Source organism: Microbacterium testaceum StLB037 (genome assembly GCF_008763945.1).
GTDB classification, from domain to species: domain Bacteria; phylum Actinomycetota; class Actinomycetes; order Actinomycetales; family Microbacteriaceae; genus Microbacterium; species Microbacterium testaceum_G.
Genome location: NZ_VTQH01000001.1, coordinates 878,540 through 903,797, shown reverse-complemented (window position 1 = coordinate 903,797; position 25,258 = coordinate 878,540). Strand labels below are relative to the sequence as shown.

Below are 25,258 nucleotides of genomic sequence, written 5' to 3'. Positions count from 1 at the left end.
CCTGCACGTCAGGACCCGCGGGGCGCCTCGTCGTCTGCGGACATCTCGTCGATCCCGCGCTTCTCGCTGCGCGCGATGTCCGTCAGGAAGTCGGCGACGATCCGCCTCTCCGCCGGGCCGAGGCGGTGAGCCGCCGCCGCGGCGGAATCGCTGCGCACGGCCAGGATGCGGCGGGCGGGGGAGTCGGCGTGAACCGTCTCACGCACCACGATCGATCGCCGGTCTCCCGGATAGGGTTCGCGCTCGACCCAGCCCGCATCGGCCAACCGGTCGATCAGAGCGGTGGTCGCCGCGGACGAGATCCCCAGCATCGACGCGAGCAGCCGGGGCGTGACGGGCTCGTCGTCGGGTGTCCGCTGCAGCAGGAAGCGCAGCACCTTCGCATCGTTGGGGCCGATGCCGAGGGAGTGCAGAGCCACGCGCTCGGACGCGACGCCGGAGTCGGTGAGGTCGTTGAGAGCTCTGACCACGTCGTCCGCGGAAGTCGCCTCGCCCATCTCGCCTCCTCAGGTCTCTCGGTTCGCTACTGTCTTTCATCCCGATCAAGTAGATAGCCGTTCTACCTAGATGCTACCCGCCCGTCGACCGGCCCGGCAGGGGGCTGGACGTGCGGCCTGACATAGGATGCCCAGGTGGAGACAGGGGCCGAGTCGCGCTACTGGTACGGCGCGAGCGACGAGGATCGTCGGCGACGCGCGGTGGACGTCCTGCAGGCGTTTCGCGTGTACCGGGCCGCCGAGGTCGCGATGCGCCGCCGCACGCGCGAATCGATGTCGATGGGTGAGAACGAACTCCTCGTCCTGCGCTACCTCATCAAGGCGGCGGGCCAGAAGCGGCAGGTCTCTCCCAGCGAACTCACCCGGTACCTCGGCGTCTCGACGGCGTCGACCACCGCCATCGTGGACCGCCTCGAGAAGACGGGCCACGTGACGCGGGTGCCGCACCCCACCGACCGCCGGAGCATCTTCATCGTCGCCACCGCCGCGAGCGACGACGAGGTTCGCGCCACGCTCGGCTCGATGCACACCCGCATGATGGCCGCCGTCGCGGACATGACTCCGGAAGAGAGTGCCGCGGTCATCGCGTGCCTCGGTCGGCTGCAGGATGCCGTGGACCAGGTCGACCCGCACCCGGGGGAGTCCGAGGTCGACGCCCCGGCGGAGGCGTGATCAGGAGCCGGACGACTCCGGCTCGTCGACGAGCAGCAACCCTCCCGACGAGTTCGCCGAGGTCGCGAGCGCCTCGATCCACGCGCGACTGAGCAGCGCCGGCTCGGGCTCGTCGAAGACGAACCGGAGGGGGATCGACGGGTGCAGCCACACGGTGCTGCGCCCCACTTCCTGGTCGGGTCCGTGGACCCACGACAGAGTGAAGCTCTCGCCGCGGCGGAGCTTGGTCGCGATGACCACCTTCACGTGCGCCAGAGCCCGGTCTTCGATCTCGATCGGCGTCGCGACGTCGCCGTAGTAGAGCGTTCCCACACCAGCACGCTAGTCGCGCGCCGACGCGTGCTCGGCGGGGGTTGATTTCGCATGCGAGGACGTGGCATCCCGGAAAGCGGCTGAACGTGCGTTCCTCGGATAGGCTCGTCGGCATGGGTAGATTCATCTACGACACCGTTGCCAACGCGGTCGACATCGATGACCGCACGCTTGCGCACCTGCGCATCGTCGTGATGAACAAGCTTCGGCGCTCCGAGTCGTTCATGTTCGACGTCGAGGTCGGCGACGGCAGCGGTCGCCGCAGTTTCTGGATGCACCCCTCGGTGCCGATCCAGTTCCACTTCTACGGCAGCCGTCAGCCCCGCATCAACCGCGTCTGGGTCGAGGACCTCATGCTGGCGGCCTCGGGCCCCAACGGTCTGGCCATCACGCCCGAGCCGAGCGAAGACGCCCTCGTCGACGAGGGCTGAGGCTCACCTCTTCTCCGTCTGCTCGACCGGGGCGATGTCTTCGGGAACGAGCATGATGCCGCCCGACGAATTCGCCGAGTCGGCGAGCCGTTCGATCCATTCACGGCTCAGCGTGGTCGGCTCGCTGTCGTCGAAGACGAAGCGCAGCGGGATCGCGGGGTGCAGCCACAGCGTGCTGCGCCCGCGCTCCTCGTCGTCGCGGTGCCGCCACGAAAGCGTGAAGCTTTCGCCGCGGCGCAGCTTCGTCGAGATGACGACTTTGAGGTGCGCGAGGGCGCGGTCCTCGATGTGGACGGTCGTGCCGCTTCCGCCGTAGTGAATGGTCCCCATGCGGCCCACGATACGCCAGAGCGTGTCGGGGATACGCCGCTGAATTCCAGGTGTCAAGTCCACCGGGCGTGGCGACGACGCCTGTCACAGTGGGGGCACTGCACGGAAGGAGGGCGCCGTGATCAATCCCCCCACACCTCGGCATCCTGAATCGTGGAACGACCCGGACGATCTGCCGGACGTGTTCCGAGACCTCGTCGCCATCGACGTCGTCGACGGCGAGCTGGTCCCGCGGGCCGCGACCGAGCCCCCGCGAAAGTGACGCTCCCAGCGGGCTCGTAGTCGTCTTCGTTATCGTCGGCACCATGTCGGACCCGCTGGACGAGCAGCAGATCACGGTCTCGAGCGCGGCCCTGCGGGCCATGCGCGACGAGTTCCAGCGGTTCCTCATGGAGTACCGGTTCGGGCTCGCCGAGGTGGAGACGAAGATCTCGATCCTGCGGGAAGAGTTCCAGGAGATGCACGCGTACAACCCCATCGAGCATGTCTCGAGTCGGGTCAAGTCGCCGGACAGCCTGGTCGACAAGGTCCGCCGCAAGGGCATCGAGACGGATTTCGACTCTATCCGCGCCGCCATCACCGACGTCGCCGGCATCCGCGTCACGTGCAGTTTCATCGACGACGCGTACCGGCTCTCGAACCTGTTGACCCGACAGGACGACATCACCGTGCGCGACGTCAAGGACTACATCGCGCACCCGAAGGCGAACGGCTACAAGAGCCTGCACGTGATCGTGGAGGTGCCGGTGTTCCTCTCGACCGGCCGGGTCGACGTGCCCGTCGAGGTGCAGTTCCGCACGATCGCGATGGATTTCTGGGCGAGCCTCGAGCACAAGATCTACTACAAATACGATCGCCTCGTGCCGGAGGACCTTCTCGCCGAGCTGAAGAACGCCGCCGACACCGCCGCGGAGCTCGACACCCGGATGGAGCGCCTGCACCGGGAGATCCGGGGCGCGTACCCCGGAGTGGTCTCGCTCTGACGAGGACGACACAATGGAGGGATGAGCGACGACGACGCCCGCGTGGACGAGGTCGCCGCCGAACTGTTCGTCCTTCCCCCGTCGCGGTTCACCGCTGCCCGCAACGAGCGCGCCGCAGCCGAGGGCGGCCTCGTCGGACGCAAGGTCGCGAAGCTGCGCAAACCGACGGTGGCCGCGTGGGCGGTCAACCTGCTGGTGCGCGACGGCCAGCTCGGTGAAGCGGTCGAGCTCTCGCGCGCACTGCACGAGGCGCAGGACGACCTGGATGCCGCGGAGCTCGGGCGACTGGGTCGTCAACGGCGGCAGCTGGTCGCGGCCCTCGCGCGCCGGGCGGGAGAACTGGCCGCCGCCGCGGGGAACCCGCTGAGTCCCGCGGTGACGGACGCCGTCGAGAAGACCGTCAACGCCGCGGTCGTCGACGCCGCGGCCGCCGCCGCCGTCTTGACCGGGCGCCTGGTGTCGGCGATCGACCCGGCGGGTCTGCCGCAGGGGGCACTGGCGGAGGCGGTGGCGGGCTCCGTTCCCGACACGCTCACGCTGCCCGAGACCCCGCGCGACGACCTCGCCGCACGTCGCGCGCGCAAGGCCGCGGAACGGGCCGTGCGGGAGGCGGAGCGGGCGAAGGCCGACGCCGAGCGCGAGAACGCGGCCGCGGATCGTCGCGTGGACACGGCGAGCGAGCGGGCCACGCGCGCTCGAGAGCGCGTGAACGGCCTCCGCGCCGATCTGGAGCGGGCCGAGAAGGACGCCGACGCAGCCGACGGCGCACTCGCCGAGCGGATGAGGGAGCAGACCCGTGCGCGCGAGGCCGTGCGGGCCGCCGCGGAAGCCGTCGAGCGGGCTGAAGCCGCACGCGACGGAGGATCCGACCGATGAGCGATTCCGCCCTCTCCGCTCTCCTCGACGAGGCTCGCGCCCGCCTGACCGGCGTCCCGCGCGAGCGGCTCGGCGAGTTGCACGAGGGACGCCGACTCCTCGGCATCCCCCGGGCGGCCCGGATCGCGCCGCGCGGCACCGCCTGGCACCTGGGGGCCCTGCTGCTGACCGACGACGCCCTGCTCGCGACCGGTGACATCGTGCGCTCGCGCCCCGAGGTCCGGCGGGGGTTCGCCGCGGAGTCGCAGCGTCGCCGCGCCGAACTCTCGGCCGCGGCGGCGCGGGGCGGAGTGCCTGAGGGCGAGACGATCCACATCGGGTGGGAGAGCATCGACCCGGCCGCGGTCGGCCCCTCGTCGACGCCCGTGGCCGTCCGTGGCGGCGAGCTCCTGGTGCGGTGGAGCAGCGCCGGGGGTCTCATGCCGCTCGGCCGCTACCTCGACGAGCGCATCGAGCTCCTGCGGCATCCCCCCGAACGCGCATAGAGACCCGCGCGCATAGTCGGGGGAGGGTGGACTGTCAACAGCGATGACGGCGGCCGTTCGCGGAAACGACGCTGGTCTATCGTGAGCGACGTGCAGCAGGTATGGCCAGGATCCAGTTATCCCCTCGGGGCCACTTACGACGGGAACGGGACGAATTTCGCCCTGTTCAGTGAAGGAGCGGAAAAGGTAGAGCTCTGCCTCTTCGACGAGGACGGAACGGAGACGTGCTTCGAGCTCATCGACGTCGACGCCTTCGTCTGGCACGCCTATCTCCCCAACATCCAACCGGGGCAGCGGTACGGCTATCGCGTGCACGGCGAGTACGACCCGGCGAACGGCAAGCGCTTCAACCCCGCGAAGCTGCTCCTCGACCCCTACGCCAAGGCCGTCGAGGGTCAGGTCGACTGGGGGCAGGCCGTCTTCAGCTACGAGTTCGGCGACCCCGACTCGTTCAACGACGAGGACTCCGCCGCGCACATGATGAAGGGCGTGGTCATCAACCCGTTCTTCGATTGGTCGGGCGACCGTCAGCCGAAGATCCCCTACGCCGAGTCGTTCATCTATGAGGCCCACGTGCGCGGCCTCACCCAGCTGCACCCCGACGTCCCCGAGGAGCTGCGCGGCACTTACGCCGGCATCGCCCACCCCGCCGTCATCGAACACCTCAAGAAGCTCGGCGTCACCGCCATCGAGCTCATGCCCGTGCACCAGTTCGTCAACGACTCCACTCTGGAGGAGAAGGGGCTGTCGAACTACTGGGGCTACAACACCATCGCGTTCCTCGCCCCGCAGAACACCTACTCCTCGACCGGCGATCACGGTCAGCAGGTGCAGGAGTTCAAGGCCATGGTCAAGGCTCTGCACGCCGCCGGCATCGAGGTCATCCTCGACGTGGTCTACAACCACACCGCCGAGGGCAACCACATGGGCCCGACCCTGTCGATGCGCGGCATCGACAACGAGGCCTACTACCGCCTCGAAGATGACGACAAGCGCTACTACACCGACTACACCGGCACCGGTAACAGCATGAACGTGGGCAACCCGCACACGCTGCAGCTGATCATGGACTCGCTGCGCTACTGGGTGCTCGAGATGCACGTCGACGGCTTCCGCTTCGACCTCGCCTCGACCCTCGCCCGTGAGTTCTACGAGGTCGACCGTCTCGCGGCGTTTTTCGAGCTCGTGCAGCAGGACCCGATCGTCTCGCAGGTCAAGCTCATCGCAGAACCCTGGGACGTGGGCCCCGGCGGCTACCAGGTCGGAAACTTCCCGCCCCAGTGGACCGAGTGGAACGGCAAGTACCGCGACACCGTCCGCGACTTCTGGCGCGGAGAGCCCCAGGCCCTCGGCGAATTCGCCTCGCGCCTCACCGGCTCAGCGGACCTGTACGAGCACTCAGGTCGCTTCCCCGTGGCATCCATCAACTTCGTCACCGCCCACGACGGCTTCACGCTGCGCGACCTCGTGTCGTACAACGAGAAGCACAACGAGGCCAACGGCGAAGACAACAACGACGGTGAATCGCACAACCGCTCGAGCAACATGGGCGTCGAAGGTCCCACCGACGACCCCGAGGTGCTCAAGCGGCGCGCGCAGCAGCAGCGCAACTTCATCGCGACGCTGCTGCTGAGCCAGGGCGTGCCGATGCTGCTGCACGGCGACGAACTCGGTCGCACGCAGGGCGGCAACAACAACGGCTACGCGCAGGACAACGAGATCACGTGGGTCGACTGGTCGAACATCGACACCCCGCTCATCGAGTTCACCGCGGCCCTCGCCCGTCTGCGCAAGCAGCACCCCACCTTCCGTCGCAGCCGGTTCTTCGACGGCCGCCCCGTGAAGATGGAGGAGGGCGCGCCGATCCCCGACGTGGTGTGGCTGCGTCCCGACGGATCGCTCATGCAGCCCGAGGACTGGGACAACGGCTTCGGCCTGGCGGTGGGGGTCTTCCTCAACGGTCAGGGCATCCGCGAGCGCGACCGCCGCGGCGAGTCGATCAGCGACGACCACTTCCTCGTGTTGTTCAACGCGGGCGACGATCAGGTCGACTTCCAGCTTCCCGACTTCGAGTACGCGCCCAAGTGGGACGCGTACGTCGACACCGCGGGCGAGCGCGCGAACACCGAGCCGCTCAACCCCGGCGAGACGCTGCCGCTCGAGCCGAAGTCGCTCATCGTGCTGCGCGAGCACCACCTGCCCGAGCCCGAGGTCGACCACTCGGTCGCGGCCTCGCTCACGGCGCAGATCCAGGTGGTCGGCACCGACGACCTGCCCGGCCAGGCACCCAAGCCGGAGCTGTGACCGAGATGCGGCATCCGCTTTCGACCTACCGCCTGCAGATCCGCGAATCGTTCACCCTCGACGACGCCGCCGAGGTCACGGGGTATCTCCGTGACCTCGGGGTCTCGTGGGCATACCTTTCGCCGATCCTCGAGGCCACGCCCGGATCGGACCACGGGTACGACGTCGTCGACGTCACGCGCGTCGACCCGGCCCGCGGCGGCGCCGACGGTCTCGACCGGTTCGCCGAGGCTGCTCGGGCCCAGGGGCTCGGCATCCTGATCGACATCGTGCCGAACCACATGGGCGTCTCGGAACCGCGCACGAACGCGTGGTGGTGGGACGTGCTGCGCCAGGGCCGTGCCTCGGCGCACGCCGAGGACTTCGACATCGATTGGGAGTTCGGTGCCGGCAAGGTGCGCGTGCCGGTGCTCGGCGACCACCTCGACGCGGTCATCGACGAGATCTCGTACGACCCCACCCCGGCTGACGACGCCCCCGACGGGCTGGTGCGCTACTACGACCACGCCTTCCCGGTGGCCCCCGGCACGGGTACCTCGGACGTCCGCGCTCTGCTCGAGGCGCAGAACTTCGAGCTGCGGTTCTGGCAGGACGAGGCGGACGAGCTCAACTACCGTCGGTTCTTCGCCGTGACGACCCTCGCGGGCGTGCGCGTCGAGCTTCCCGAGGTGTTCGACGCCACGCACACCGAGATCCTGCGCTGGGTGCGCGAGGGCCTCGCCGACGGCCTGCGCGTGGACCACCCCGACGGGCTCGTCGATCCGGGCGGCTACCTCGACCGACTTGCGCTCGCGCTGGAAGAAGCGGGCGAGGGCGAGGTCGGCTACGTGCTCGGCGAGAAGATCCTCGAGCACGGCGAGGCACTGCCCTCGTGGTGGAAGACGGCCGGCACGACCGGCTACGACGCCCTCGCCGAGATCGACCGCGTGCTGACCGACCCCGCGGGCGAGGCGGCGCTCGACGCCCTCGACGCGCGCCTGCGTGCCGACACCGGTCTCGCACCGCTCACCGGCTGGCACGACCTGATCCACGACACCAAGCGCAAGATCGCCGACTCGATCCAGGTCTCGGAGATCCGTCGCCTGGTGCGCGGACTCCCCGAAGCGCTGCGCACCGAGTTCGAGGCCGACGTCCTGCAGGACGCGCTCGCCGAGATCCTCGCCTGCTTCCCGGTGTACCGCTCCTACCTTCCCGCCGGCCGTCGGCACCTCGACGCCGCCGCGGGCGAGGCCGAGGTGCGTCGCCCCGAGCTGGGCGATGTCATCGAGAAGCTCGTCCCGGTGCTCGCCGACACGAGCCTCGAGGTCGCCTGGCGCTTCCAGCAGACGACCGGACCCGTGATGGCCAAGGGCGTCGAAGACACGGCGTTCTACCGCTACACGCGCCTGGGCTCGCTCACCGAGGTGGGCGGCGACCCGGGGGAGTTCTCCCTCGACGTCGCGGGCTTCCACACCGCGCAGGCGCTGCGTCACGCGTCGTGGCCCACCGCGATGACGACGCTGTCGACGCACGACACCAAGCGCGGCGAGGACACCCGCGCCCGCATCGCCGTGCTCGCCGAGATCCCCGAGAAGTGGGCCGCGCGGCTCGAGGAGTTCCGCGGCATCGCCTCGACCGGTCACGGTCCCTTCGACGCCCTGCTGTGGCAGGCCATCGTCGGGGCGTGGCCGGCATCGGCATCCACCCCCGAGGGTCTGAAGGACTACCGGGAACGCCTGCACGCCTACGCCGAGAAGGCGGCGCGCGAGGCGTCGGAGGTCACCGGCTGGTGGGAGCAGGACGAGGCCTTCGAAGAGCGCATGCACGCGGTCGTCGACGCGGCAACCGGTCCCGCTGCCGAGCGCGTGCGCGCGTTCGTCGACGAGATCTCGCCCGACGGCTGGTCGAACGGCCTCTCGGCCAAGCTGCTGCAGATCCTCGGCGCGGGCGTCCCGGACGTCTACCAGGGCTCCGAGCTCTGGGAGCAGTCCCTGGTCGACCCCGACAACCGTCGGCCGGTGGACTTCGCCGAGCGTCGTCGCCTGCTCGCCTCGATCGACGGGACGGATGCCGTGCGCCCGCGCATCGACGGAACCGGTGCCGCGAAGCTGCTCGTGACCTCTCGCGCGCTGCGGGTGCGAAACGACGTGCCGCTGGACGTGTACCGTCCGCTGGAGGCCGCCGGAGTGGCATCCGATCATGTCGTCGCGTTCGATCGCGGTGGGGTGTCGGCGGTCGCGACGCGGCTGCCCCACGGACTGCGCACCGCGGGCGGATGGCGTGACACCGTGCTGCTGCTTCCCGACACGCTCGTCATCGACGTGCTCACGGGCAAGCAGTACCAGGGCGGTCCGACCCGCCTCGCCGACCTGCTGGCGACCTACCCGGTCGCTCTGCTGATCTCCTGACCCGTCTCTCGCGCGTGAGACGCCAGAATTCGTCGCCTCACGCGCGTCCGAAGCGACACATCTTGGCACCTCACGCGAAGGAAGAACGCACATGAGCATCGACGTCTGGGCACCGAAGGCAGAGCGCGTGCGGCTGCGCCGGCTCGACGACAGCGGCGACACGGTCGTCGAGGACATCGAGATGGCCTCCGCCGCCGACGGGTGGTGGACCGCTCCCGTCGACCTCGCCGACGGCGAGCGGTACGGCTTCGTGCTCGGCGACGGCGACGAGCTGCGCCCCGACCCGCGCTCGCGGCGCCAGCCCGGCGGCGTGCACGAGGCGTCGGCGTGGTTCGACCCCTCGGTCTACGCCTGGAACGACTCCGCGTGGACGGGCAAGCAGCTCGCGGGCGGTCTGATCTACGAGCTGCACCTCGGCACGTTCACCCCCGAGGGGACCCTGGATGCCGCGATCGGCCGCCTCGACCACCTCGTCGACCTGGGGATCACGCACGTCGAACTGCTCCCGGTGAACGGCTTCAACGGCACCTGGAACTGGGGCTACGACGGGGTCCTCTGGTACACCGTGCACGAGGCGTACGGCGGGCCCGAGGCCTACCAGCGCTTCGTCGACGCGGCCCACGCGGCGGGTCTCGCCGTGATCCAGGACGTCGTCTACAACCACCTCGGACCCTCGGGCAACTACCTGCCCGAGTTCGGCGCGTACCTCCGCGAGGGCAGCCGCAACACCTGGGGCGACTCGGTCAACCTCGACGAAGACGCCGTGCGCGCCTACATCGTCGAGAACGCGCTGATGTGGATGAGCGACTACCACGTCGACGGGCTGCGCCTGGATGCCGTGCACGCGCTGCTCGACCACCGCGAGCCGCACGTGCTGCAAGAGATCGCCGAGCGCACCGACGCCCTGTCGGCGCACCGCGGCGTGCCGCTCACGACCATCGCCGAGAGCGACATGAACGACCCGAAGCTCATCCTCCCGCGCGAGGCCGGCGGCTACGGCCTGACCGCCCAGTGGTCGGACGACTGGCACCACACCGCGCACGTCGCCCTGACCGGCGAGACGATCGGATACTACGAGGACTTCGCCGACCTCGACGCGTTCCGGAAGGTCAGCGAGGGCGGGTTCTTCCACGACGGCACGTACTCGTCGTTCCGCGAGGAGAAGCACGGCAAGCCCATCCCCGAGGACGTGCCGAACTGGCGCCTGGTGACCTTCGCGCAGGACCACGACCAGATCGGCAACCGCGCCGCGGGCGACCGTCTCTCGCAGACGCTCGACTACGACCACCTCGCCGCGGCCGCCGTGCTCACGCTCACCGCTCCCGGCACGCCGATGCTGTTCATGGGCGAGGAGTGGGGCGCCACCACGCCCTGGCAGTTCTTCACCTCGCACCCCGAGCCCGAGCTCGGCAAGGCCACCGCCGAGGGGCGCATCGCGGAGTTCGAGAAGATGGGCTGGGACGAGTCGACCGTTCCCGACCCGCAGGACCCCTCGACCTTCGAGAACTCCAAGCTCGACTGGGACGAGGTCGGCGAGGGCGATCACGCCCAGCTGCTCGGCCTCTACCGTGAGCTGGCCAAGCTGCGTCGCGAACGCTCCGAACTGACCGACCCCTCGCGAGAAGGACTCTCGGCCGCCGCCCGCGAGGCCGAGGGCGGGCGGGTCTACGAACTCCGGCGTCGCGATCTCGTCGTGATCGTCAACCTCTCGGATGCCGAGACCATGGCGTCCGTGGCAGCTGGCACCCGCGTTCTGCTGGCCACGGCCGAGGGCGTCGTGCTCGACGGGTCCGAGGTGACGGTGCCCGCGGGCGCGAGCGCGATCGTGGGTCCGGCGCTCTGAGCAGATGAACGAACGGCCCCGATCCCGCGAGGGACGGGGCCGTTCGTCGTTCATCCGTCGAGCGAGATGCGCCCCATCGCGGCCTGGATCGCCACCGCCGCGGCTCCCCGCGCCCACGCGGAGAAACCCGAGCGGTCGGGGTGGATCGAGACGGTGGATGCCGAGCGCTCGCGGCCGCGCGCGAGAGACCGCTCGACCCGATCGCGGACCAGCTCGAAGGCCTCGACGCCCTCCCCGGCGAGCACGATGTCGGACTGCAGCGTCAGGTTGGCGGCGAGGGCGCACAGGTTTCCCAGGGCATCGCCCGCGGCATCCATCACCTTCCGGGCGGCGGGGTCGCCGTCACGGGCGAGTGAGACGGCTTCGTCGTACCCGACGCGCCGGCCGTGGGCTTGTGAGACCCGAGCCGAGATCGCGGTCGTGGTCAGCAGGGCGGCCGCACACCCGCGGTGTCCCTCGGGACACGAGGGCCCGCTCGGGACGAGGGGGAGGTGACCGACGGTGCCCGCGCCGGCGTCGGGGGTGCGCACGGTGCGTCCGTCGACGACCAGTCCGAAGCCGACCCCCGCGCCGACGGTCACGATCGCGAAGCCCGGCAGGTCGCGCCCCACGCCGAACCAGCGCTCGGCCTCGGCGAGGGCGACGACGTCGTTCTCGAGGGTGACCGGGATGCCGAGGCGCGCCGCGAGCTGGTCGGCGAGGGAGACATCCCTCCAGCCGAGGAACGGGGCATCGACCGCGACCCCGGCCGCGACGTGGCCGCCCAGGCTCACCCCGAGACCGCGGACGTCGCTCGGCTCGAGGTCGGCGACGGATGCGGTGATCGCGTCGACGACCGCCCCCGGGGTCGAGGCGGCGAGCGGCCGATCCGATCGCCCGCGGACCGCGGCGCGGATGTCGGTAGCGACGAGGTAGAGGTGGTCGCCCGTGAGCTTGACGCCGACGAACGTCCCGGCTGCGGGGGAGATGTCGAGGGGGCGCGAGGGGCGGCCGACCGAGCCGTCGCCGTCTTCGTCGAGCTCGACGAGAATGCCCGCGTCCACGAGGGGCCGGGTCAGGCGGGTGAGGCTCGGGGGCGACAGGCGCAGGCGAGCGGAGAGGGCGCTGCGCGAGAGGGGGCCGTGGGTGAGCACGGCGCGGGCGACGGCGGCCTCGCTCTCGGTGAGCATCGCGCCTCCCTTCGTCGCCCCGGGCTGCAGACATTTGTTCCGTGGTAGAAATAATGTCATGTCGCAGACCGTCGTCGCACCCGAGGCCGCTTCGGCGGCGCACCTCCGAGCGGGCGGCACGAGTGTCGTCGTCGACCTCACCGCGCAGCCCGCGCCCGCCATCATCCACTGGGGGCCCGACCTCGGCGCCCTCGACGAGGACGCGCTGTCGTCCATGGTCGTGGCGGCCCGTCCGCAGCGCGTGTCCGGGGGCATCGACCGGACGCCCCGACTCACGGTCGTGCCGACCGCGGCGGCGGGCTGGCCCGGGGCTCCGGCGTACGAGGGCGGGCGCGGCGGCGTCGTGCAGGGAACGGTCTTCTCCCTGGCATCCGTCGACTCCTCCTCCGATGCGCTGACGCTGCACCTCGTCGACGAGCAGCGCGCTCTGCGCCTGCGCGCCGAGCTGCGGGTGGATGCCGCGGGCCTGTTCTCGCAGCAGCTCACCGTCCTCAACGACGGGTCCGACGACCTCGTCGTCTCGACGCTGCAGCCGACCTTCCCGCTGCCGTGGGAGGCCACCGAGATCCTCGACACGACCGGCCGGCACCTGCGCGAGCGCTCGTCGCAGCGCCACGCCTTCACCTTCGGCACGCACCTGCGCGAGAGCCGCCGCGGTCGTCCGGGTGCTGACGCGACCCTGCTGCTCGCCGCCGGGCGCCCCGGCTTCGGGTTCGAGGCGGGCCTGGTGCACGGCATCCACGTCGCCTGGAGCGGTAACCAGCACGTGTTCGCCGAGCGGCTGCCGCTGGGGCAGGCCCTGCTCGCCGGTGGCGAGATGGCCGCGTGGGGCGATATCGTGCTGGCGCCGGGCGCCGAGGTCTCCACTCCGCTCGTCTATGGCTCGTGGGGCGACGGTCTCGACCAGCTCGCCGCGCGGTTCCACGACACCTGGCGGGCGCGTCCGCAGCACCCCGAGCGGCCCCGTCCGATCACGCTGAACACGTGGGAGGCGGTGTACTTCGACCACCGTCTGCCGAAGCTGCGGCAACTGGCCGACGTCGCCGCCGAGATCGGTGTCGAGCGGTTCGTGCTCGACGACGGATGGTTCCGCGGTCGGCGCGACGACACGGCCGGACTCGGCGACTGGTTCGTCGACGAGGGGGTGTGGCCCGAGGGGCTGAGTCCACTCGCCGATCACGTGGTGGGCCTCGGCATGGAGTTCGGGCTGTGGTTCGAGCCCGAGATGGTCAATCCCGACAGCGACGTCGCCCGCGCGCACCCCGAGTGGATCCTGCGCGGCCGCGAGGAGCTGCCGCCCTCGGCCCGCCAGCAGCAGGTGCTGAACCTCTCGCACCCGGGTGCGTACGCCTACATCCTGGAACGGATGACGGAGGTGCTGCGGGCGTACCCGATCGCCTACGTGAAGTGGGACCACAACCGCGACCTCGTGGATGCCGCGACCGGACCGGGCGGAGGCTCGGCGGTCCACGCGCACACGCTCGCCGTCTACCGGCTGATCGACGAGCTCAAGGCCACGTTCCCGGGTCTGGAGATCGAGAGCTGCGCCTCGGGTGGGGCGCGGGTCGACCTGGGCATCCTCGACCGGACCGATCGCATCTGGACGAGCGACTGCCTCGATCCCGTCGAGCGGCTCGAGACGCAGCGCTACACCGCTCTGGTCGTCCCGCCCGAGATGATGGGCATGCACCTGACCACCCCGCACGTGCACTCCACGGGTCGCACCGTCTCGCTCGCCTTCAGCGGGGCCGTCGCGTTGTTCGGCCACTTCGGCATCGAGTGGGATCTCACCACGCTCGACGATTACGATCGCGCCACCGTGGGGCAGTGGGTCGCTCTCGCCCGGCGCGTGCGCCCGCTGGTCGCCACCGGGCGGCTCGTGAACGTCGACGTGGTCGATCCCGGTCTCGACGTCCGCGGGGTCGTCTCGGCCGACCGCAACCGCGCCTTCTTCACGATCGCGCAGACGCAGACGCTCATCGCCTCTCCCGCCGCACGCGTGCGCCTGCCGGGCCTCGACCCCGACCGCTCGTACCGGGTGCGCCTGGTGACCCCGGGCGGCCTGGTGCAGGAGCCCGCGCAGTCGCCGCTGCCGTGGGCGGACCACGACACCGTCCTCACGGGGCGTCAGCTCGCGGCATCCGGGATCCGTCCGCCCGTGCAGAACCCGCAGCAGGCGGTGGTGGTGGAGCTGACGGCGTGACCCGGGTTGACCGCTCGCGCTGAGGATGGGAGCGTGGAACGCACCCTACGAAGGAGTGCACCATGGATGCCGGACTCGTCGCTGCCCTCTCGACCAGCGGCCTCGTGGTGATCGCCGCGGCCGTCGTGGTCCTCGCCGCGGTCCGGCGCTCGGCGGGAGGGTGGGGGTCGCCCCGGCACCGGCCCGACAGCGAGCTCGGACGCGCGCGCGAGGAGATCCAGCGGCAGATCGACCTCGGCCGCTCGTAGGTCGGCGCTCAGCCCGAGACGGCGAAGAGCCCCGCGATGCCCAGGGCGTAGAGGACGAGCACGACGAAGGAGTCGATGCCCATTCCGAGGATCCGCCGTCGCGGGCGGAAGATCAGGCCGACCACGTACACGAGGGTCAGCAGGGCTGCCAGCGCGGTCAGGTAGATGTCGGCCCCGTCGGCCTGCGGCAGCACGGCCACGCCCGAGATGACCGTCGCGAGAAGGAAGAGGACGGGCAGGAAGGCGTTGCCGCCGAAGATGTCGCTGATCGCGAGGTTGTCATCGCCCTGTCGGATCGCCTGCAGGCCCGTGGAGATCTCGGGGAGCGAGGTCGCGAGGGCAAGCACGGTGGCTCCGAACAGCACCCCCGAGAGGCCGATCTGCGAAGATGCCGCGTCTCCTGCGCGCTCGAGGACGACACCGGCCACCAGCGTTGCCAGGGCCGAGACCGAGAAGACGATCGCCGCCTTGCGGGTGCTCATCTTCGAGCCGCCGCCCGTCTTCGACGGCTTCGGGCTCGCGTCCGGAGCACGCCCGTCCTCGTGCCAGGGCAGGTGCTTCCCCGCGCGTTGCACCAGGACCAGGCCGACGATCCACAGGGCGGCGATGAGCACGACGTCGGGGGTCAGCCGCAGCACCTCGAGCCCGTCGGGCAGCTGGCTTCCGGCGATGACGACGGCGAGCACCGCGACGACGACCACCCCCTCGAGAACGAGGGTGAGCGATGCCGCGCGGTAGGTGAGCGGCTTCACGCCGCGCCCCCGCTTGCCGAACGCGTCGAGGATGACGAGCACCACGGTCTGCAGGGCGATGCCACCGAGGATGTTGCCGACCGCCACCTCGAGATTCCCCGACACCGCGGCCGACACGGTGATCGCGATCTCGGGGAGGTTGGTCGCCACGGCGAGCACGATCAGGCCGCCGAGCGCGCTGCCCAGGTGAAGGCGCGCATCGAGGACGTCGGTGGCCTTCGACAGCTGGATCCCCGCGACCCACACCACGGCCGCCGCGGCGACGAAGATGACGACGAGCAGGGCGAAGGGCAACGAGTCCACCGCTCGATTACACTCCTGCGGTCCCCGGCATCCGTCCCTCTTGCGGGAGGGATGCCGAGGACCTAGGCGATCAGTCGACGCTCGGGCGCAGCAGGCGGAGCACGCTGACGATCACGGGCGGCAGGAGGACGATCGCGGCCACCACGATCGCGGTCGCACCGATCGGCGCGCTCTGCGGCTCCCCGGTGAAACGTTCGACGGCCAGCCAGCTCAGGCCCCAGGCGAGCGCGATCGCGGGGGTGACGCGCCAGGAGCTCCGCCACGCGATCGCCAGTCCGATGAGGGCCACCACGATCAGGACGGCGATGCCGATGGCATCCGCCGCATTCTCCCACTCCGCCGGAACGATGGTCGTGAGCCAGGCCGCCGTGTTGGCGACGGTGGCCAGGGTGACCCAGCCGAGGTGCAGGCCGGTGACGCCGTCGATGAGGACGGAGTCGACGATGCCCCCGCGAGGCTCGCGGGTCGCGACCGCCACCCGGAACGTCCAGCCCAGGGCCGCCAGCAGCAGCACGATCACGACGACGGTCAGGAACAGCGTGCCGAATCGGGCCGCGACGAGCCAGAGGCCGTTGAGGGTCATCGTCAGGGCGATGAGCCAGCCGAGCGCGCGCTGCCGCGGATTCGTGCGCTGGCCGGGGAGCGCCTGCCAGATCGCGTAGGCGATGAGGCCGAGGTAGATGACCGACCAGATCGAGAAGGCAGGGCCCGCCGGGGCGAGGTACGAGCCGTCGGTGTTGAGGGCGCCGCCCTGCTGGTCCTGCACCGCGGAGTTGCCGAAGGCTCCGGCCCCGATCACGGCGGCGATCAGCATGAACGACACCGTGGAGAGGACGACGATCTGACGAGCGAGGTCGCTTCCCCGCCACTGAGCTGTTGCGTTCATGGATAGAACACTAGAAAAGCTAGGTAAATTCGACGACCGGGGTTGACATCGCCTCGCCGGGACGCACGGTCAGGCGACGGCGCTCGGCACCGTGTGCCGGGCGGTACGACTCAGGCGGCGACGGAGCGGGCGGCGAACGCGCGCAGCAGGCGCGTGGGCTGCTCGACCGAGGCGGTGCGCACGTGCGCCGACACCTCGTCGAACGCATCGGCGTCGAAGTACCCCGCGTCGCGGTACACGACCATGCGCGCCACGAAGGCGTCGGTGGTGGGCTCGGGGTGGAACTGCGTCGCCCACAACCCGGAGCCGGCGCGGTAGGCCTGGACGGGGCACGCGTCGTTCTCGGCGAGCAGGACGGCGCCCGGCGGCACGCTCGCCGTGCCTTCCTTGTGCGCGGTCAGTGCCTCGAAGCGCGGTTCCAGGATGCCGAAGAGCTCGTCGCCGCGGCCCGCGTCGGTGAGCACGATGTCGGTGGGGCCGGTGCCCTCGGGGTGCAGCAGGCTCACCCGACCGCCGAGCAGACGTGTGACGACGCCGATGCCGAAGCACGTGAACAGCGCGTTCGTGCGACCTTCCATGGCCGCGCCCGCCACGCGTTCGAGATCCCGCTCGAGGCGGCGCTGTTCGTCGGTCTTGTGGGGATCGGTGACGTTGAAGGGGCTGCCGCCGACGACCACGGCGGCGTACCGGTCGAGATCCGCCGGAAGCGGCTCGCGGACGAGATCGTGGTGGACCAGATCTTCGTCGCGCACGCCCAGACCGTCGCGGAACGAGGCCCACTCGGCCACGGCCGCCTCCCGCTGCGGGCGAACGCAGACATAGAGCAGAGAACCGGTCATCCGAAAAGTCTACGCGCGGGCCGCTTCTCGCAGCCGGGGGGTGACACGGGGCGAAACGCGGGCCCCGCGCATTCCCGTCAGCGCGAGGATCGCAGCGTGCGACCGCGTACGACGCCCACGAACGCCTCGACGTCGGGGGTCGTGCGATCGCGGAGCCAGGCGAGGGCCACGGTGGAGCGCGGGCCGTCGCGCAGGACGCGATATTCGACGTCGCGGCGCTGGTGGGCGCGGGCCAGCGACATCGGGACGATGACGACACCGACCCCCGCAGCGACCGTCGCGATCGCCTCGGCGGTGTCGGCGGGTGGCGCGAACGCCGGGGGTACGGCATCCGGGATCGAAAGGTGCAGGACGTCGTCGGCGGCGGCGATGACGACCTCGCCCCGCAGATCGGCGATCTCGAGCTCGTCGGCGGCGGTCAGGGCGGAGTCGGTCGACATGACCACGACGGGCTCCTCCTCGTAGAGGGGGATGACGTGCACCTCGTCGGAGGTGGCGGCGGGAAGGCGGATGAGCGCCGCGTCGACCTCGTCGAGCGCCGCGACCTGGGTGGCGACGGCGATCTCGCGGAGTTCGAGGGCGACGTGCGGCATGCGCTCGCGCCACAGGCCGATCCACTTGCCGGGGGTCGCTCCGGGGATCGCGCCGAGGACGAATTCGCGCGGTTCCTCCGGAGGCGCCGGGGCCGGACGTGGGGCCGGGGGCTTCGGCTTCGCGGTGCGCGGACGGTTCGCTGCGGCGGGCTTGCCTTGGCCTGTCCGTCGAGGTGCTCCGCCGCGCCCGCGGGACCCGCTGCCTTTCGCCATGGCTCCAGGCTAGCCGCGGCGCTAGCGTGGGAGGCATGATCGGCATCCTGGCACTCGTCTTCGCGGGGCTCGCGGCCCTGCTCCACGTGTACATCTTCGTGCTCGAGAGCGTGCGCTGGACGCAGCCGAAGACGTGGAAGGTCTTCGGCATCGCCGATCAGCAGACGGCGGATGCCACGCGACCGATGGCGTACAACCAGGGCTTCTACAACCTGTTCCTCGCCGTCGGCGCGTTCATCGGCATCGGGTTCTGGATCGTGAACGGTATCGGCGATGTCGCCGGTCGCACGCTGCTGATCTTCTCGCTGGGGTCGATGCTGGCGGCGGCCCTCGTGCTCGTCACCTCGGGGGCGAAGTACCTGCGCCCGGCGAGCATCCAGGGCACGCTCCCCTTGATCGGGCTGGTCCTGGCGATCTTCGCCTGAGCGGCACCTCCGGTTCCGCCGGGTCGCCTCCGCCCGGGTGGGGCGGGTCGCCGGTGGCACGGTCCGCCGGGCGCACGGTCTGCCGCGAGACCACACGTCGCTGACGAGGGCACGCGACATAGCGGGTGCTCTCGTCCGGATCGTGTGCTCTCGCCGCCGCGGGAGGCGCCCGCGCAAACGAAAACCCGCACGCTCCGGGGAGTCGTGCGGGCCGTTTATGTCGGGCGAAATGCTCACGCGGCCAAGCGCAAGCCCCGTCGGTCGGTGGCGACGGCTTCGCCGTCGTTGATGATCTCATCGTCGCCGATGAGCGAACCCATCGCGATGCGGGCGTTGTGGCCGACCTGCGTGCGGACGCCGATGTGAGCGCCCGCACCGATCACCGCGCCGGCGCAGATATGCGCGTGCGGCTCGATGTGGGCCTCCGGTCCGATCACGGCGTCCGATTCGATCCAGGCACCGCGGCCGACACGAACACCCGCGGCGATCTGCACGCCGGGTTCGACGTAGGCGCCGTTCTCGACCAGCGCCGACGGGTGGACCTTCGCGCCGTGCGCGACGAGTCCGCGACCGTTGACGTGCTTGCGGTAGCGCAGCGTCTCGCCGTGGTCGTTTTCGATGTCGATGTAGTTCTTTCCCACGATCCCCTCCGGTCGGCCATCGGGTTGAGCCGACATGTATCACAACGGGTCGGGAATGGCGTTCATTCCCTCGAATGGTTCTTCGTCGCCGTTACCGGGATCGGTTTCCTCGATGTCGAGGAAAGGCGACTCACGGGGTGCGGCGTGGAGTTGTCCCCCAGTTCTCGCATGCCGCGCGAGCGGTGGCGGGCGGGTTGACACGCGGGATGGAAAGGGTCGGTTCCGCGGGACTGTCCGGAAGGGATGGGATGCCGCGCGCAGCGCACGACCGGAACCGTTGGTTCGGCGTCGCGCGGTGAGGCGGTCGCGGCGGGGCCGGTGCACGAGGCGCGTGTGCGGCTGATCAGCCGGGCTGGCAGGTGGGGCACCAGTAGACGTTGCGCTCGCTCGTGGCCGAGGCGCCCAGCGAGGTCGCGCGGATCGGGGTGCCGCAGCGACGGCACGGCGCGCCCTCTCGTCCGTAGACCCAGAAGCGACGGCCGGGCCGGCTGTCGCCGGTGAAGGTGCGCTCGGGTCGTGGCAGGTTGGCACGGATCATGCGCTCGCCGAGCGCGATCGTCGCGCGGGCGTCGATCTCGGTGGCCGGTGTGGTCGGCGCGATGCCCCGGACGAAGAGCAGCTCGTTCGCGTACACGTTGCCGAAGCCCGCAACGTTGCGCTGATCGAGGAGGGCCACGTGGGCGGCCCGGTCGTCGACGGAGACCCGACGCACCGCCTCGTCTTCATCCCAGTCGTCGGCGAGCAGGTCGGGGCCCAGGTGCCCGATCACGGTGTGCTCGTCGCTCGTGCGCAGCACCTCGACCATGGCGAGGTCGAAGCCGACCGCGTCGGCTCCCGCGACCCCGACGATCGCGCGTGCCTTGAACGCGGGGCGTCGCCAGCGCTCGCCCGGGCGGTAGACGTCCCACCGGCCCTCCATCTTGAGGTGGGAGTGCAGGGTGTAGCCGCCGATGCGGTGCAACAGGTGTTTTCCGCGCGCGGCGACTTCGTGCACCGTCTCGCCGCGCAGGTCGGCGGTGGCGCTCCCGGGCACACGGATGTCGAAGCGCGTGACCACCTTGCCCGCCAGGGCCGCCGACAGTTTGGCGGCCGCGCGGTAGACGGTATCTCCCTCAGGCACGGGCGGCCTCGCGGAGGGTGTCGCCGGCGGTGAGCTTGCGCAGCGTCAGGCCCTTGGGTGACTCGACGAAACCGCCCTCGCGGAGGGCGCGTCCCACCGCGGTGCCGTAGACGAACTCCCCGTTCACCTGTTCGACCGTGAGGGTCTCGAGCCGCCTCTTCTTCGCCGTCTCGGCGAGGTGGCGGGCCGCCGCCTGCAGCGCGGCCTCGTCATCGGTGAAGGCGAGGGCGCTGCGGCCGCCGCGCTCGAGGTAGAGCGTGAGCTCGCCGTCGACGAGCACGACGAGACCGCCGGCCTTGCGGCCCGGCCGGTGCGTCACCCCCTCGATCGCGGGCCACCCGAGAGCGGCACCGTAGGGGTTGGCCGGGTCGGTCGCTGCGAGCGTCATCGTGCGCAGGGGAGGCGGGTCGGCGACCGCGGCGAACTCGCGCAGACGGTCGACGGTGGCCGAGGCCGCGAACTGCGCGGCGCCGAGCTTCTCGATCACGTACCCGCGTCGACAGTGCCCGGCCTCCTCGAATCCGGCGAGGATGCGGTACACCTGGGCGAAGCCGCCCGGCACGCCCTCGGACTGCACCGCGCCGCGCGTGACCACTCCGTACCGGTCGAGGAGGAGGCTCGCGGTGGCGGTCGCGCGGGCGGCCGGGTCGTCCTCGCGGTCGGGGAGCAGCGACCACCGACCGCCCAGGGACGGCGGGCGCGGCGCCGACGTGGCACGCGGCATGGTGGCGCCACGGTACATCCGGGCGCGGGGGGCGCGACGGGCGACGCGGTGCGACTGACCGCCGCCGCTCAGCAGGGTGCGGACGGGGGCGAAGGTGTCGTTCGTGACTCGCCCCGCCCAGGTGAGGGCCCACAGCGCGTCGTTGACGGACTGCTCGTTCTCGGCACCCGCGAGCTGCTTCAGCTGCGCGGCGAAGTAGGCGCCGCCGCCCTCGAGTGCCGCGAGGATGCGCGCCTCGAGGGAATCGGGGGCGGGATCGTCGGCCTCCTCGGGATCTTGGAGCGTGAACGGCGCCGCCTCGGCCGGATGCAGCGCGATCCACCCGTCCCGACCGGGCAGCGTGCCGTGACCGGACCAGACCACCTCGCCGGTGGCGGTGAGCTCGTCGAGCAGGGCGGGGGTGTAGTCAGCCACGCGCGACGGGAGGATGAGCGACTCCCAGGCGCTCGCGGGGATGGGCACGCCGGCGAGCTGCTCGATCACGGCGAGTACCCCGTCGATGCCCTCGAGAGGGCGGCCGAGGTGCTGCCAGACGGGGAGGAAGCGCGCGTAGGCGGCCGGCGGGACCGGCTCGACGCTGCCCCGGATGGCCGCGAGGGAGCGCATGCGCAAACGGCGCAGCACTTCGACATCGCACCACTCGGTCTCGTCGCCGCGGCTCCCGCCGGAGGCCTCGGGGAGGAAGAATCCGCTCGCCAGACGTCCCTGGGACTCGAGGCGCTGCAGCGTCAGCCGGGCCACGGCGACCCCGACGCCGAGGCGCTCGGCGATGGCGTCGGTCGTGAACGGAGCGTGGGTGCGGGCGAACCGCGCGACCAGATCGCCGAGCGGATCGGGGAAGGGCTCGAGGAAGGCATTCGGAATGCCGACCGGAAGAGCGGCGCCCAGGGCGTCGCGCAGGCGCCCGGCGTCTTCGATACCGGCCGTGCGCGAGACGCCGGCGATCGTCACCCGGATGGCGCGACGGTCGTCGACGAGGGTGGCGAGGTGGTGCTCGGCCTCGACGAGCGCATCTCCCTCGGTGTCGAGTCGGGCGGCCACCTCGGTCGCATCGAGGGGCCCGAGGATGCGGAGAAGGTCGGCCACGCCCTCGACGCCTCGGGCCTTGCGGTCGGGGTCGAGGCGTTGCGCTTCCCGCTCGAACTGGGCGATCACGTCGGGATCGAGCAGCTCGCGCATCTCGACCTTGCCGAGCAGCTCGCTCAGCAGGGCCGGGTCGACCGAGAGCGCCGCCGCGCGCCGTTCGGCGAGGGGGGAGTCGCCCTCGTACATGAACGCGCCGACGTAACCGAAGAGGAGGTCGCGCGCGTAGGGCGAGGGTTGGGAGGTCGTGATTTCGACGAGGCGGATCTTGCGCTCGCCGATCTGCCGCGTCAGGCGGAGCAACGCGGGGAGGTCGTAGACGTCTTGAAGGACCTCGCGGAGCGTCTCGAGGATGATCGGGAAGGCCGGATGCCGCTTGGCGACCTCGAGCAGCTGAGCCGAGCGCTGGCGCTGCTGCCACAGCGGGGAACGGCGGTTGGGGTTGAGCCGCGGGAGGAGCAGGGCTCTGGCCGCGCACTCGCGGAAACGCGAGGCGAACAGGGCGGATCCGCCCACCTCGTCGGTGACGATCTGCTCGAGCTCGTCGGCTTCGAAGACGAAGAGATCGGCTCCGGGCGGCTCGGCCGCGGCATCCGGAACGCGGGCGATGATGCCGTCGTCGCTCGCGACCGCCGCGCCCTCGACGCCGAGGCGCTCGCGGATGCGGGCGTTCACCGCCAGAGCCCACGGCGAGTGCACCTGCATGCCGTAGGGCGAGTGCAGGATGATGCGCCAGTCGCCGACCTCGTCGCGGCTGCGCTCGACGGTCAGCGTCTTGTCGGTGGGCAGGCTGCCGGTGGCCTCGCGCTGCTCGGCGAGGTAGGCGAGGAGGTTGGTGATGGCGTTGTCGTCGAGGCCCGATTCGCGAAGGCGTTCCTCCGCCTTCGAGCGGTCCGCACCCGCGATGTCGCGCGAGAACTTGCCCAGGGCTTCGCCGAGTTCGGCCGGGCGACCGATGCCGTCGCCGTGCCAGAACGGCAGCTTGCCGGGCTGACCGAAGGCGGGGAGCACGTTCACGCGGTCGTGGGTGATCTCCACGATGCGCCAGCTCGTGGTGCCGAGGGTGAACACGTCGTTCACGCGCGACTCGTAGACCATCTCTTCGTCGAGCTCGCCGACGCGGGCGTTCTGCGACTCGCCCGCGACGAAGACGCCGAAGAGGCCGCGGTCGGGGATGGTGCCGCCGCTGGTGACGGCGACGCGCTGCGCGCCGGGTCGACCCGTGAGAGTGCCGGCGTCGCGATCCCACACCAGGCGGGGACGCAGCTCGGCGAACTCGTCGGAGGGGTAGCGCCCGGCGAGCAGATCGAGGGTGGCCTCGTAGGCGGATCGAGGCAGCGAGCGGAACGGCGCGCTGCGCTTGACCGTCTCGAACCACTCCTCGACGTCGATCGACCCCAGGGCGCTGGCCGCGACCGTCTGCTGGGCCAGGATGTCGAGCGGGTTCTGCGGCACCGAGATCGCCTCGATGCGCCCGGCGAGCATCCGCTCGGTGACCACGGCGGTGTGCAGCACGTCGCTGCGGTGCTTGGGGAAGAGCGCCGCCCGGCTCACCTCGCCCACCTGGTGGCCGGCGCGACCCACGCGTTGGAGACCGGATGCCGCGCTCGGCGGCGACTCGACCTGGATGACGAGGTCGACCGAGCCCATGTCGATGCCGAGCTCGAGGCTGCTGGTCGCGACGACGCACCGCAGCGCGCCCGACTTCAACTCGTCTTCGACCTGGGCGCGCTGTTCTTTCGACACCGAGCCGTGATGGGCCTTCGCGAGGATAGCGGCGACCCCGGCCGAGGAGCCCGCCTGCGCCATGGTGGCCGCGGGCACGGTCGGCTCGGGCACGTCGATGCCCTGCCGTTCGGCATAGATCTCGTTGAGCCGGCCGGTCAGTCGTTCGGCCAGACGCCGGGAGTTCGCGAACACGATCGTCGAGCGCCGTTCGAGGATGCGGTCGACGATGGCTTCTTCGACGTGCGGCCAGACCGACCCGGCCATCTCGGTGCTCTCGGGGCGCTCCGAGAACCACTCGCCGTCGCCGGTCTCGTCGGGCGCCGGCGACCCCGGGGGAGGCGGCGGGTTGAGCATGTCGTCGATCGGCACCACGACCGAGAGGTCGAAGGCCTTCGTCGCCTTGGGGGCGACGATGTCGACCGGCTGCGCTCCGCCGAGGAAGCGGGCGACCTCGTCGATCGGCCGCACCGTCGCCGAGAGGCCGATGCGTTGCGCCGGTTCGTCGAGCAGGGCGTCGAGCCGCTCGAGGCTCACCGCCAGGTGCGCGCCGCGCTTGGTGGCCGCGACCGCGTGCACCTCGTCGATGATCACCGTGTGCACGCCGCGCAGCGTCTCGGCCGCCTGGCTGGTGAGCATGAGGTAGAGCGACTCGGGCGTGGTGATGAGGATGTCGGGGGGAGCGGTGACGAGCTTGCGACGGTCGCTCGAACTGGTGTCGCCCGAACGAACGCCCACCGTCACGGACGGCACATCGATACCGAGGCGGCGAGCGGACTGCCCGATGCCGACGAGGGGCGAGCGCAGGTTGCGTTCGACGTCGACGCCGAGGGCCTTCAAGGGCGAGATGTAGAGGATGCGGGTCGTGGTGGGGGGTGCCTTGGGTGCCTTCGGTGCCGAACGCTTTCCGCGCGCCGGGGGCGCGGCATCCGGAATCTCCGGGCCCTTCTCGCCGAACACGCGGTCGATCGCGAAAAGGAACGCCGAGAGGGTCTTGCCCGAACCGGTGGGCGCGACCACGAGGGCGTTGCGCCCCGACGACACGGATTCCCACGCGCCCTTCTGCGCATTGGTCGGCGCCGAGAAGGCACCACGGAACCAGTCCTGCGTCGCAGGACCGAATCTCTCCAGCACGTCGGCCATGCCGACATCCTCTCCCGGACCTCCGACATCGGGTCGGGGTTGACGTTCGCCCGCCGCGGAACGAGCCCGTC

Annotated in this window: 23 protein-coding genes; 12 read left to right on the top strand and 11 right to left on the bottom strand. The window is 70.9% G+C overall.

From position 1 onward, the window contains the following. Positions 1–8 precede the first annotated feature (8 nt). Positions 9–497 (bottom strand): MarR family winged helix-turn-helix transcriptional regulator, encoded by a 489-nt coding sequence (locus tag F9B98_RS04230; RefSeq protein ID WP_150953280.1) that lies wholly within the window; start codon positions 495–497, stop codon positions 9–11. 135 nt (positions 498–632) lie between these two features. On the opposite strand from F9B98_RS04230, the gene F9B98_RS04225 reads away from it, so the two are divergent. Then, positions 633–1,169 carry a MarR family winged helix-turn-helix transcriptional regulator gene (locus F9B98_RS04225; protein ID WP_150953275.1) on the top strand — a complete coding sequence of 179 codons (537 nt, stop codon included), beginning with the start codon at positions 633–635 and terminating at the stop codon, positions 1,167–1,169. Here the strand turns inward: F9B98_RS04225 and F9B98_RS04220 are convergent, their stop codons facing one another. Next, positions 1,170–1,481 (bottom strand): hypothetical protein, encoded by a 312-nt coding sequence (locus tag F9B98_RS04220; protein ID WP_150953272.1) that lies wholly within the window; start codon positions 1,479–1,481, stop codon positions 1,170–1,172. Positions 1,482–1,594: 113 nt separating this feature from the next. Here F9B98_RS04220 and F9B98_RS04215 point away from each other — a divergent pair, with 113 nt between their 5' ends. Beyond that, the gene (locus tag F9B98_RS04215; protein ID WP_150953268.1) at positions 1,595–1,912 is read left to right on the top strand and encodes an ATP-dependent DNA ligase; all 318 of its coding nucleotides are present in this window, start codon (positions 1,595–1,597) and stop codon (positions 1,910–1,912) included. 3 nt (positions 1,913–1,915) lie between these two features. Here F9B98_RS04215 and F9B98_RS04210 read toward each other — a convergent pair whose 3' ends face one another. Continuing rightward, positions 1,916–2,242: a hypothetical protein gene (locus tag F9B98_RS04210; protein WP_150953265.1), complete on the bottom strand. Its 327-nt coding sequence runs from the start codon at positions 2,240–2,242 to the stop codon at positions 1,916–1,918. A gap of 118 nt (positions 2,243–2,360) precedes the next feature. Here F9B98_RS04210 and F9B98_RS15855 point away from each other — a divergent pair, with 118 nt between their 5' ends. The 7 genes from F9B98_RS15855 (at position 2,361) to treZ (ending at position 11,120) form a co-directional block, all read left to right on the top strand. Next, entirely contained in the window at positions 2,361–2,504 is a 144-nt protein-coding gene (locus F9B98_RS15855; RefSeq protein WP_191966663.1) for a hypothetical protein, read from the top strand. 43 nt (positions 2,505–2,547) lie between these two features. Then, the gene (locus tag F9B98_RS04205) at positions 2,548–3,225 is read left to right on the top strand and encodes a GTP pyrophosphokinase family protein (RefSeq protein ID WP_150953261.1); all 678 of its coding nucleotides are present in this window, start codon (positions 2,548–2,550) and stop codon (positions 3,223–3,225) included. Positions 3,226–3,246: 21 nt separating this feature from the next. Next, positions 3,247–4,101 carry a transposase gene (locus tag F9B98_RS04200; RefSeq protein ID WP_150953257.1) on the top strand — a complete coding sequence of 285 codons (855 nt, stop codon included), beginning with the start codon at positions 3,247–3,249 and terminating at the stop codon, positions 4,099–4,101. Continuing rightward, entirely contained in the window at positions 4,098–4,586 is a 489-nt protein-coding gene (locus F9B98_RS04195; protein WP_150953253.1) for a glutaminase, read from the top strand. The genes F9B98_RS04200 and F9B98_RS04195 overlap by 4 nt, the downstream gene beginning before the upstream one ends. A gap of 81 nt (positions 4,587–4,667) precedes the next feature. Next, positions 4,668–6,890: a glycogen debranching protein GlgX gene (gene glgX / locus F9B98_RS04190; protein WP_225310211.1), complete on the top strand. Its 2,223-nt coding sequence runs from the start codon at positions 4,668–4,670 to the stop codon at positions 6,888–6,890. A gap of 5 nt (positions 6,891–6,895) precedes the next feature. After that, positions 6,896–9,277 (top strand): malto-oligosyltrehalose synthase, encoded by a 2,382-nt coding sequence (treY, locus tag F9B98_RS04185; protein WP_150955852.1) that lies wholly within the window; start codon positions 6,896–6,898, stop codon positions 9,275–9,277. A 91-nt stretch (positions 9,278–9,368) separates the two neighbouring features. Continuing rightward, on the top strand, positions 9,369–11,120 hold the full coding sequence (treZ, locus tag F9B98_RS04180) for a malto-oligosyltrehalose trehalohydrolase (RefSeq protein WP_150953250.1): 1,752 nt from the start codon (positions 9,369–9,371) through the stop codon (positions 11,118–11,120). A 50-nt stretch (positions 11,121–11,170) separates the two neighbouring features. On the opposite strand, the gene F9B98_RS04175 is transcribed toward treZ, so the two are convergent. Continuing rightward, positions 11,171–12,289: an ROK family transcriptional regulator gene (locus F9B98_RS04175; protein ID WP_150953247.1), complete on the bottom strand. Its 1,119-nt coding sequence runs from the start codon at positions 12,287–12,289 to the stop codon at positions 11,171–11,173. 58 nt (positions 12,290–12,347) lie between these two features. Between F9B98_RS04175 and F9B98_RS04170 the strand changes: the two genes are divergently transcribed. Together F9B98_RS04170 and F9B98_RS04165 are read left to right on the top strand one after the other, a co-directional pair. After that, positions 12,348–14,492, top strand: a complete 2,145-nt coding sequence (locus F9B98_RS04170) for an alpha-galactosidase (RefSeq protein ID WP_150953242.1) — start codon at positions 12,348–12,350, stop codon at positions 14,490–14,492. 62 nt (positions 14,493–14,554) lie between these two features. After that, positions 14,555–14,740, top strand: coding sequence for a hypothetical protein (locus tag F9B98_RS04165; protein ID WP_150953239.1), 186 nt, complete (start codon positions 14,555–14,557; stop codon positions 14,738–14,740). 8 nt (positions 14,741–14,748) lie between these two features. On the opposite strand, the gene F9B98_RS04160 is transcribed toward F9B98_RS04165, so the two are convergent. From F9B98_RS04160 to F9B98_RS04145, 4 genes are all read right to left on the bottom strand, one after another. Then, on the bottom strand, positions 14,749–15,795 hold the full coding sequence (locus F9B98_RS04160; protein ID WP_150953236.1) for a sodium:calcium antiporter: 1,047 nt from the start codon (positions 15,793–15,795) through the stop codon (positions 14,749–14,751). A 70-nt stretch (positions 15,796–15,865) separates the two neighbouring features. Next, positions 15,866–16,681: a tryptophan-rich sensory protein gene (locus F9B98_RS04155; RefSeq protein WP_150953233.1), complete on the bottom strand. Its 816-nt coding sequence runs from the start codon at positions 16,679–16,681 to the stop codon at positions 15,866–15,868. 110 nt (positions 16,682–16,791) lie between these two features. Next, a complete protein-coding gene (locus F9B98_RS04150) occupies positions 16,792–17,520 on the bottom strand; it encodes a glutamine amidotransferase-related protein (RefSeq protein ID WP_150953230.1) in 729 nt (242 codons plus the stop codon). Positions 17,521–17,597: 77 nt separating this feature from the next. Beyond that, the gene (locus F9B98_RS04145; protein WP_150953227.1) at positions 17,598–18,326 is read right to left on the bottom strand and encodes a LysR substrate-binding domain-containing protein; all 729 of its coding nucleotides are present in this window, start codon (positions 18,324–18,326) and stop codon (positions 17,598–17,600) included. 35 nt (positions 18,327–18,361) lie between these two features. Between F9B98_RS04145 and F9B98_RS04140 the strand changes: the two genes are divergently transcribed. Then, entirely contained in the window at positions 18,362–18,751 is a 390-nt protein-coding gene (locus F9B98_RS04140; RefSeq protein ID WP_150953224.1) for a DUF1304 domain-containing protein, read from the top strand. Between the two features lie 233 nt (positions 18,752–18,984). Here F9B98_RS04140 and F9B98_RS04135 read toward each other — a convergent pair whose 3' ends face one another. The 3 genes from F9B98_RS04135 to F9B98_RS04125 all read right to left on the bottom strand — a co-directional run bounded on the left by F9B98_RS04135 (position 18,985) and on the right by F9B98_RS04125 (position 25,187). Further along, a complete protein-coding gene (locus F9B98_RS04135; protein WP_103207095.1) occupies positions 18,985–19,392 on the bottom strand; it encodes a transferase in 408 nt (135 codons plus the stop codon). Positions 19,393–19,735: 343 nt separating this feature from the next. Further along, positions 19,736–20,512 carry a DNA-formamidopyrimidine glycosylase family protein gene (locus tag F9B98_RS04130; RefSeq protein WP_150953221.1) on the bottom strand — a complete coding sequence of 259 codons (777 nt, stop codon included), beginning with the start codon at positions 20,510–20,512 and terminating at the stop codon, positions 19,736–19,738. Next, positions 20,505–25,187, bottom strand: a complete 4,683-nt coding sequence (locus tag F9B98_RS04125; protein WP_150953218.1) for an ATP-dependent helicase — start codon at positions 25,185–25,187, stop codon at positions 20,505–20,507. Before F9B98_RS04125 ends, F9B98_RS04130 begins: the two co-directional genes overlap by 8 nt. Positions 25,188–25,258: the final 71 nt, after the last annotated feature.

Excerpts from the sequence above, each read along its gene's own strand:
- F9B98_RS04230 (WP_150953280.1), bottom strand. The coding sequence starts at position 497 with ATGGGCGAGGCGACTTCCGCGGACGACGTGGTCAGAGCTCTCAACGAC.
- F9B98_RS04215 (WP_150953268.1), top strand. The coding sequence starts at position 1,595 with ATGGGTAGATTCATCTACGACACCGTTGCCAACGCGGTCGACATCGAT.
- F9B98_RS04210 (WP_150953265.1), bottom strand. The coding sequence starts at position 2,242 with ATGGGGACCATTCACTACGGCGGAAGCGGCACGACCGTCCACATCGAG.
- F9B98_RS04205 (WP_150953261.1), top strand. The coding sequence starts at position 2,548 with ATGTCGGACCCGCTGGACGAGCAGCAGATCACGGTCTCGAGCGCGGCC.
- F9B98_RS04200 (WP_150953257.1), top strand. The coding sequence starts at position 3,247 with ATGAGCGACGACGACGCCCGCGTGGACGAGGTCGCCGCCGAACTGTTC.
- F9B98_RS04195 (WP_150953253.1), top strand. The coding sequence starts at position 4,098 with ATGAGCGATTCCGCCCTCTCCGCTCTCCTCGACGAGGCTCGCGCCCGC.
- treY (WP_150955852.1), top strand. The coding sequence starts at position 6,896 with ATGCGGCATCCGCTTTCGACCTACCGCCTGCAGATCCGCGAATCGTTC.
- treZ (WP_150953250.1), top strand. The coding sequence starts at position 9,369 with ATGAGCATCGACGTCTGGGCACCGAAGGCAGAGCGCGTGCGGCTGCGC.
- F9B98_RS04175 (WP_150953247.1), bottom strand. The coding sequence starts at position 12,289 with ATGCTCACCGAGAGCGAGGCCGCCGTCGCCCGCGCCGTGCTCACCCAC.
- F9B98_RS04170 (WP_150953242.1), top strand. The coding sequence starts at position 12,348 with ATGTCGCAGACCGTCGTCGCACCCGAGGCCGCTTCGGCGGCGCACCTC.
- F9B98_RS04165 (WP_150953239.1), top strand. The coding sequence starts at position 14,555 with ATGGATGCCGGACTCGTCGCTGCCCTCTCGACCAGCGGCCTCGTGGTG.
- F9B98_RS04155 (WP_150953233.1), bottom strand. The coding sequence starts at position 16,681 with ATGAACGCAACAGCTCAGTGGCGGGGAAGCGACCTCGCTCGTCAGATC.
- F9B98_RS04150 (WP_150953230.1), bottom strand. The coding sequence starts at position 17,520 with ATGACCGGTTCTCTGCTCTATGTCTGCGTTCGCCCGCAGCGGGAGGCG.
- F9B98_RS04145 (WP_150953227.1), bottom strand. The coding sequence starts at position 18,326 with ATGGCGAAAGGCAGCGGGTCCCGCGGGCGCGGCGGAGCACCTCGACGG.
- F9B98_RS04140 (WP_150953224.1), top strand. The coding sequence starts at position 18,362 with ATGATCGGCATCCTGGCACTCGTCTTCGCGGGGCTCGCGGCCCTGCTC.
- F9B98_RS04125 (WP_150953218.1), bottom strand. The coding sequence starts at position 25,187 with ATGGCCGACGTGCTGGAGAGATTCGGTCCTGCGACGCAGGACTGGTTC.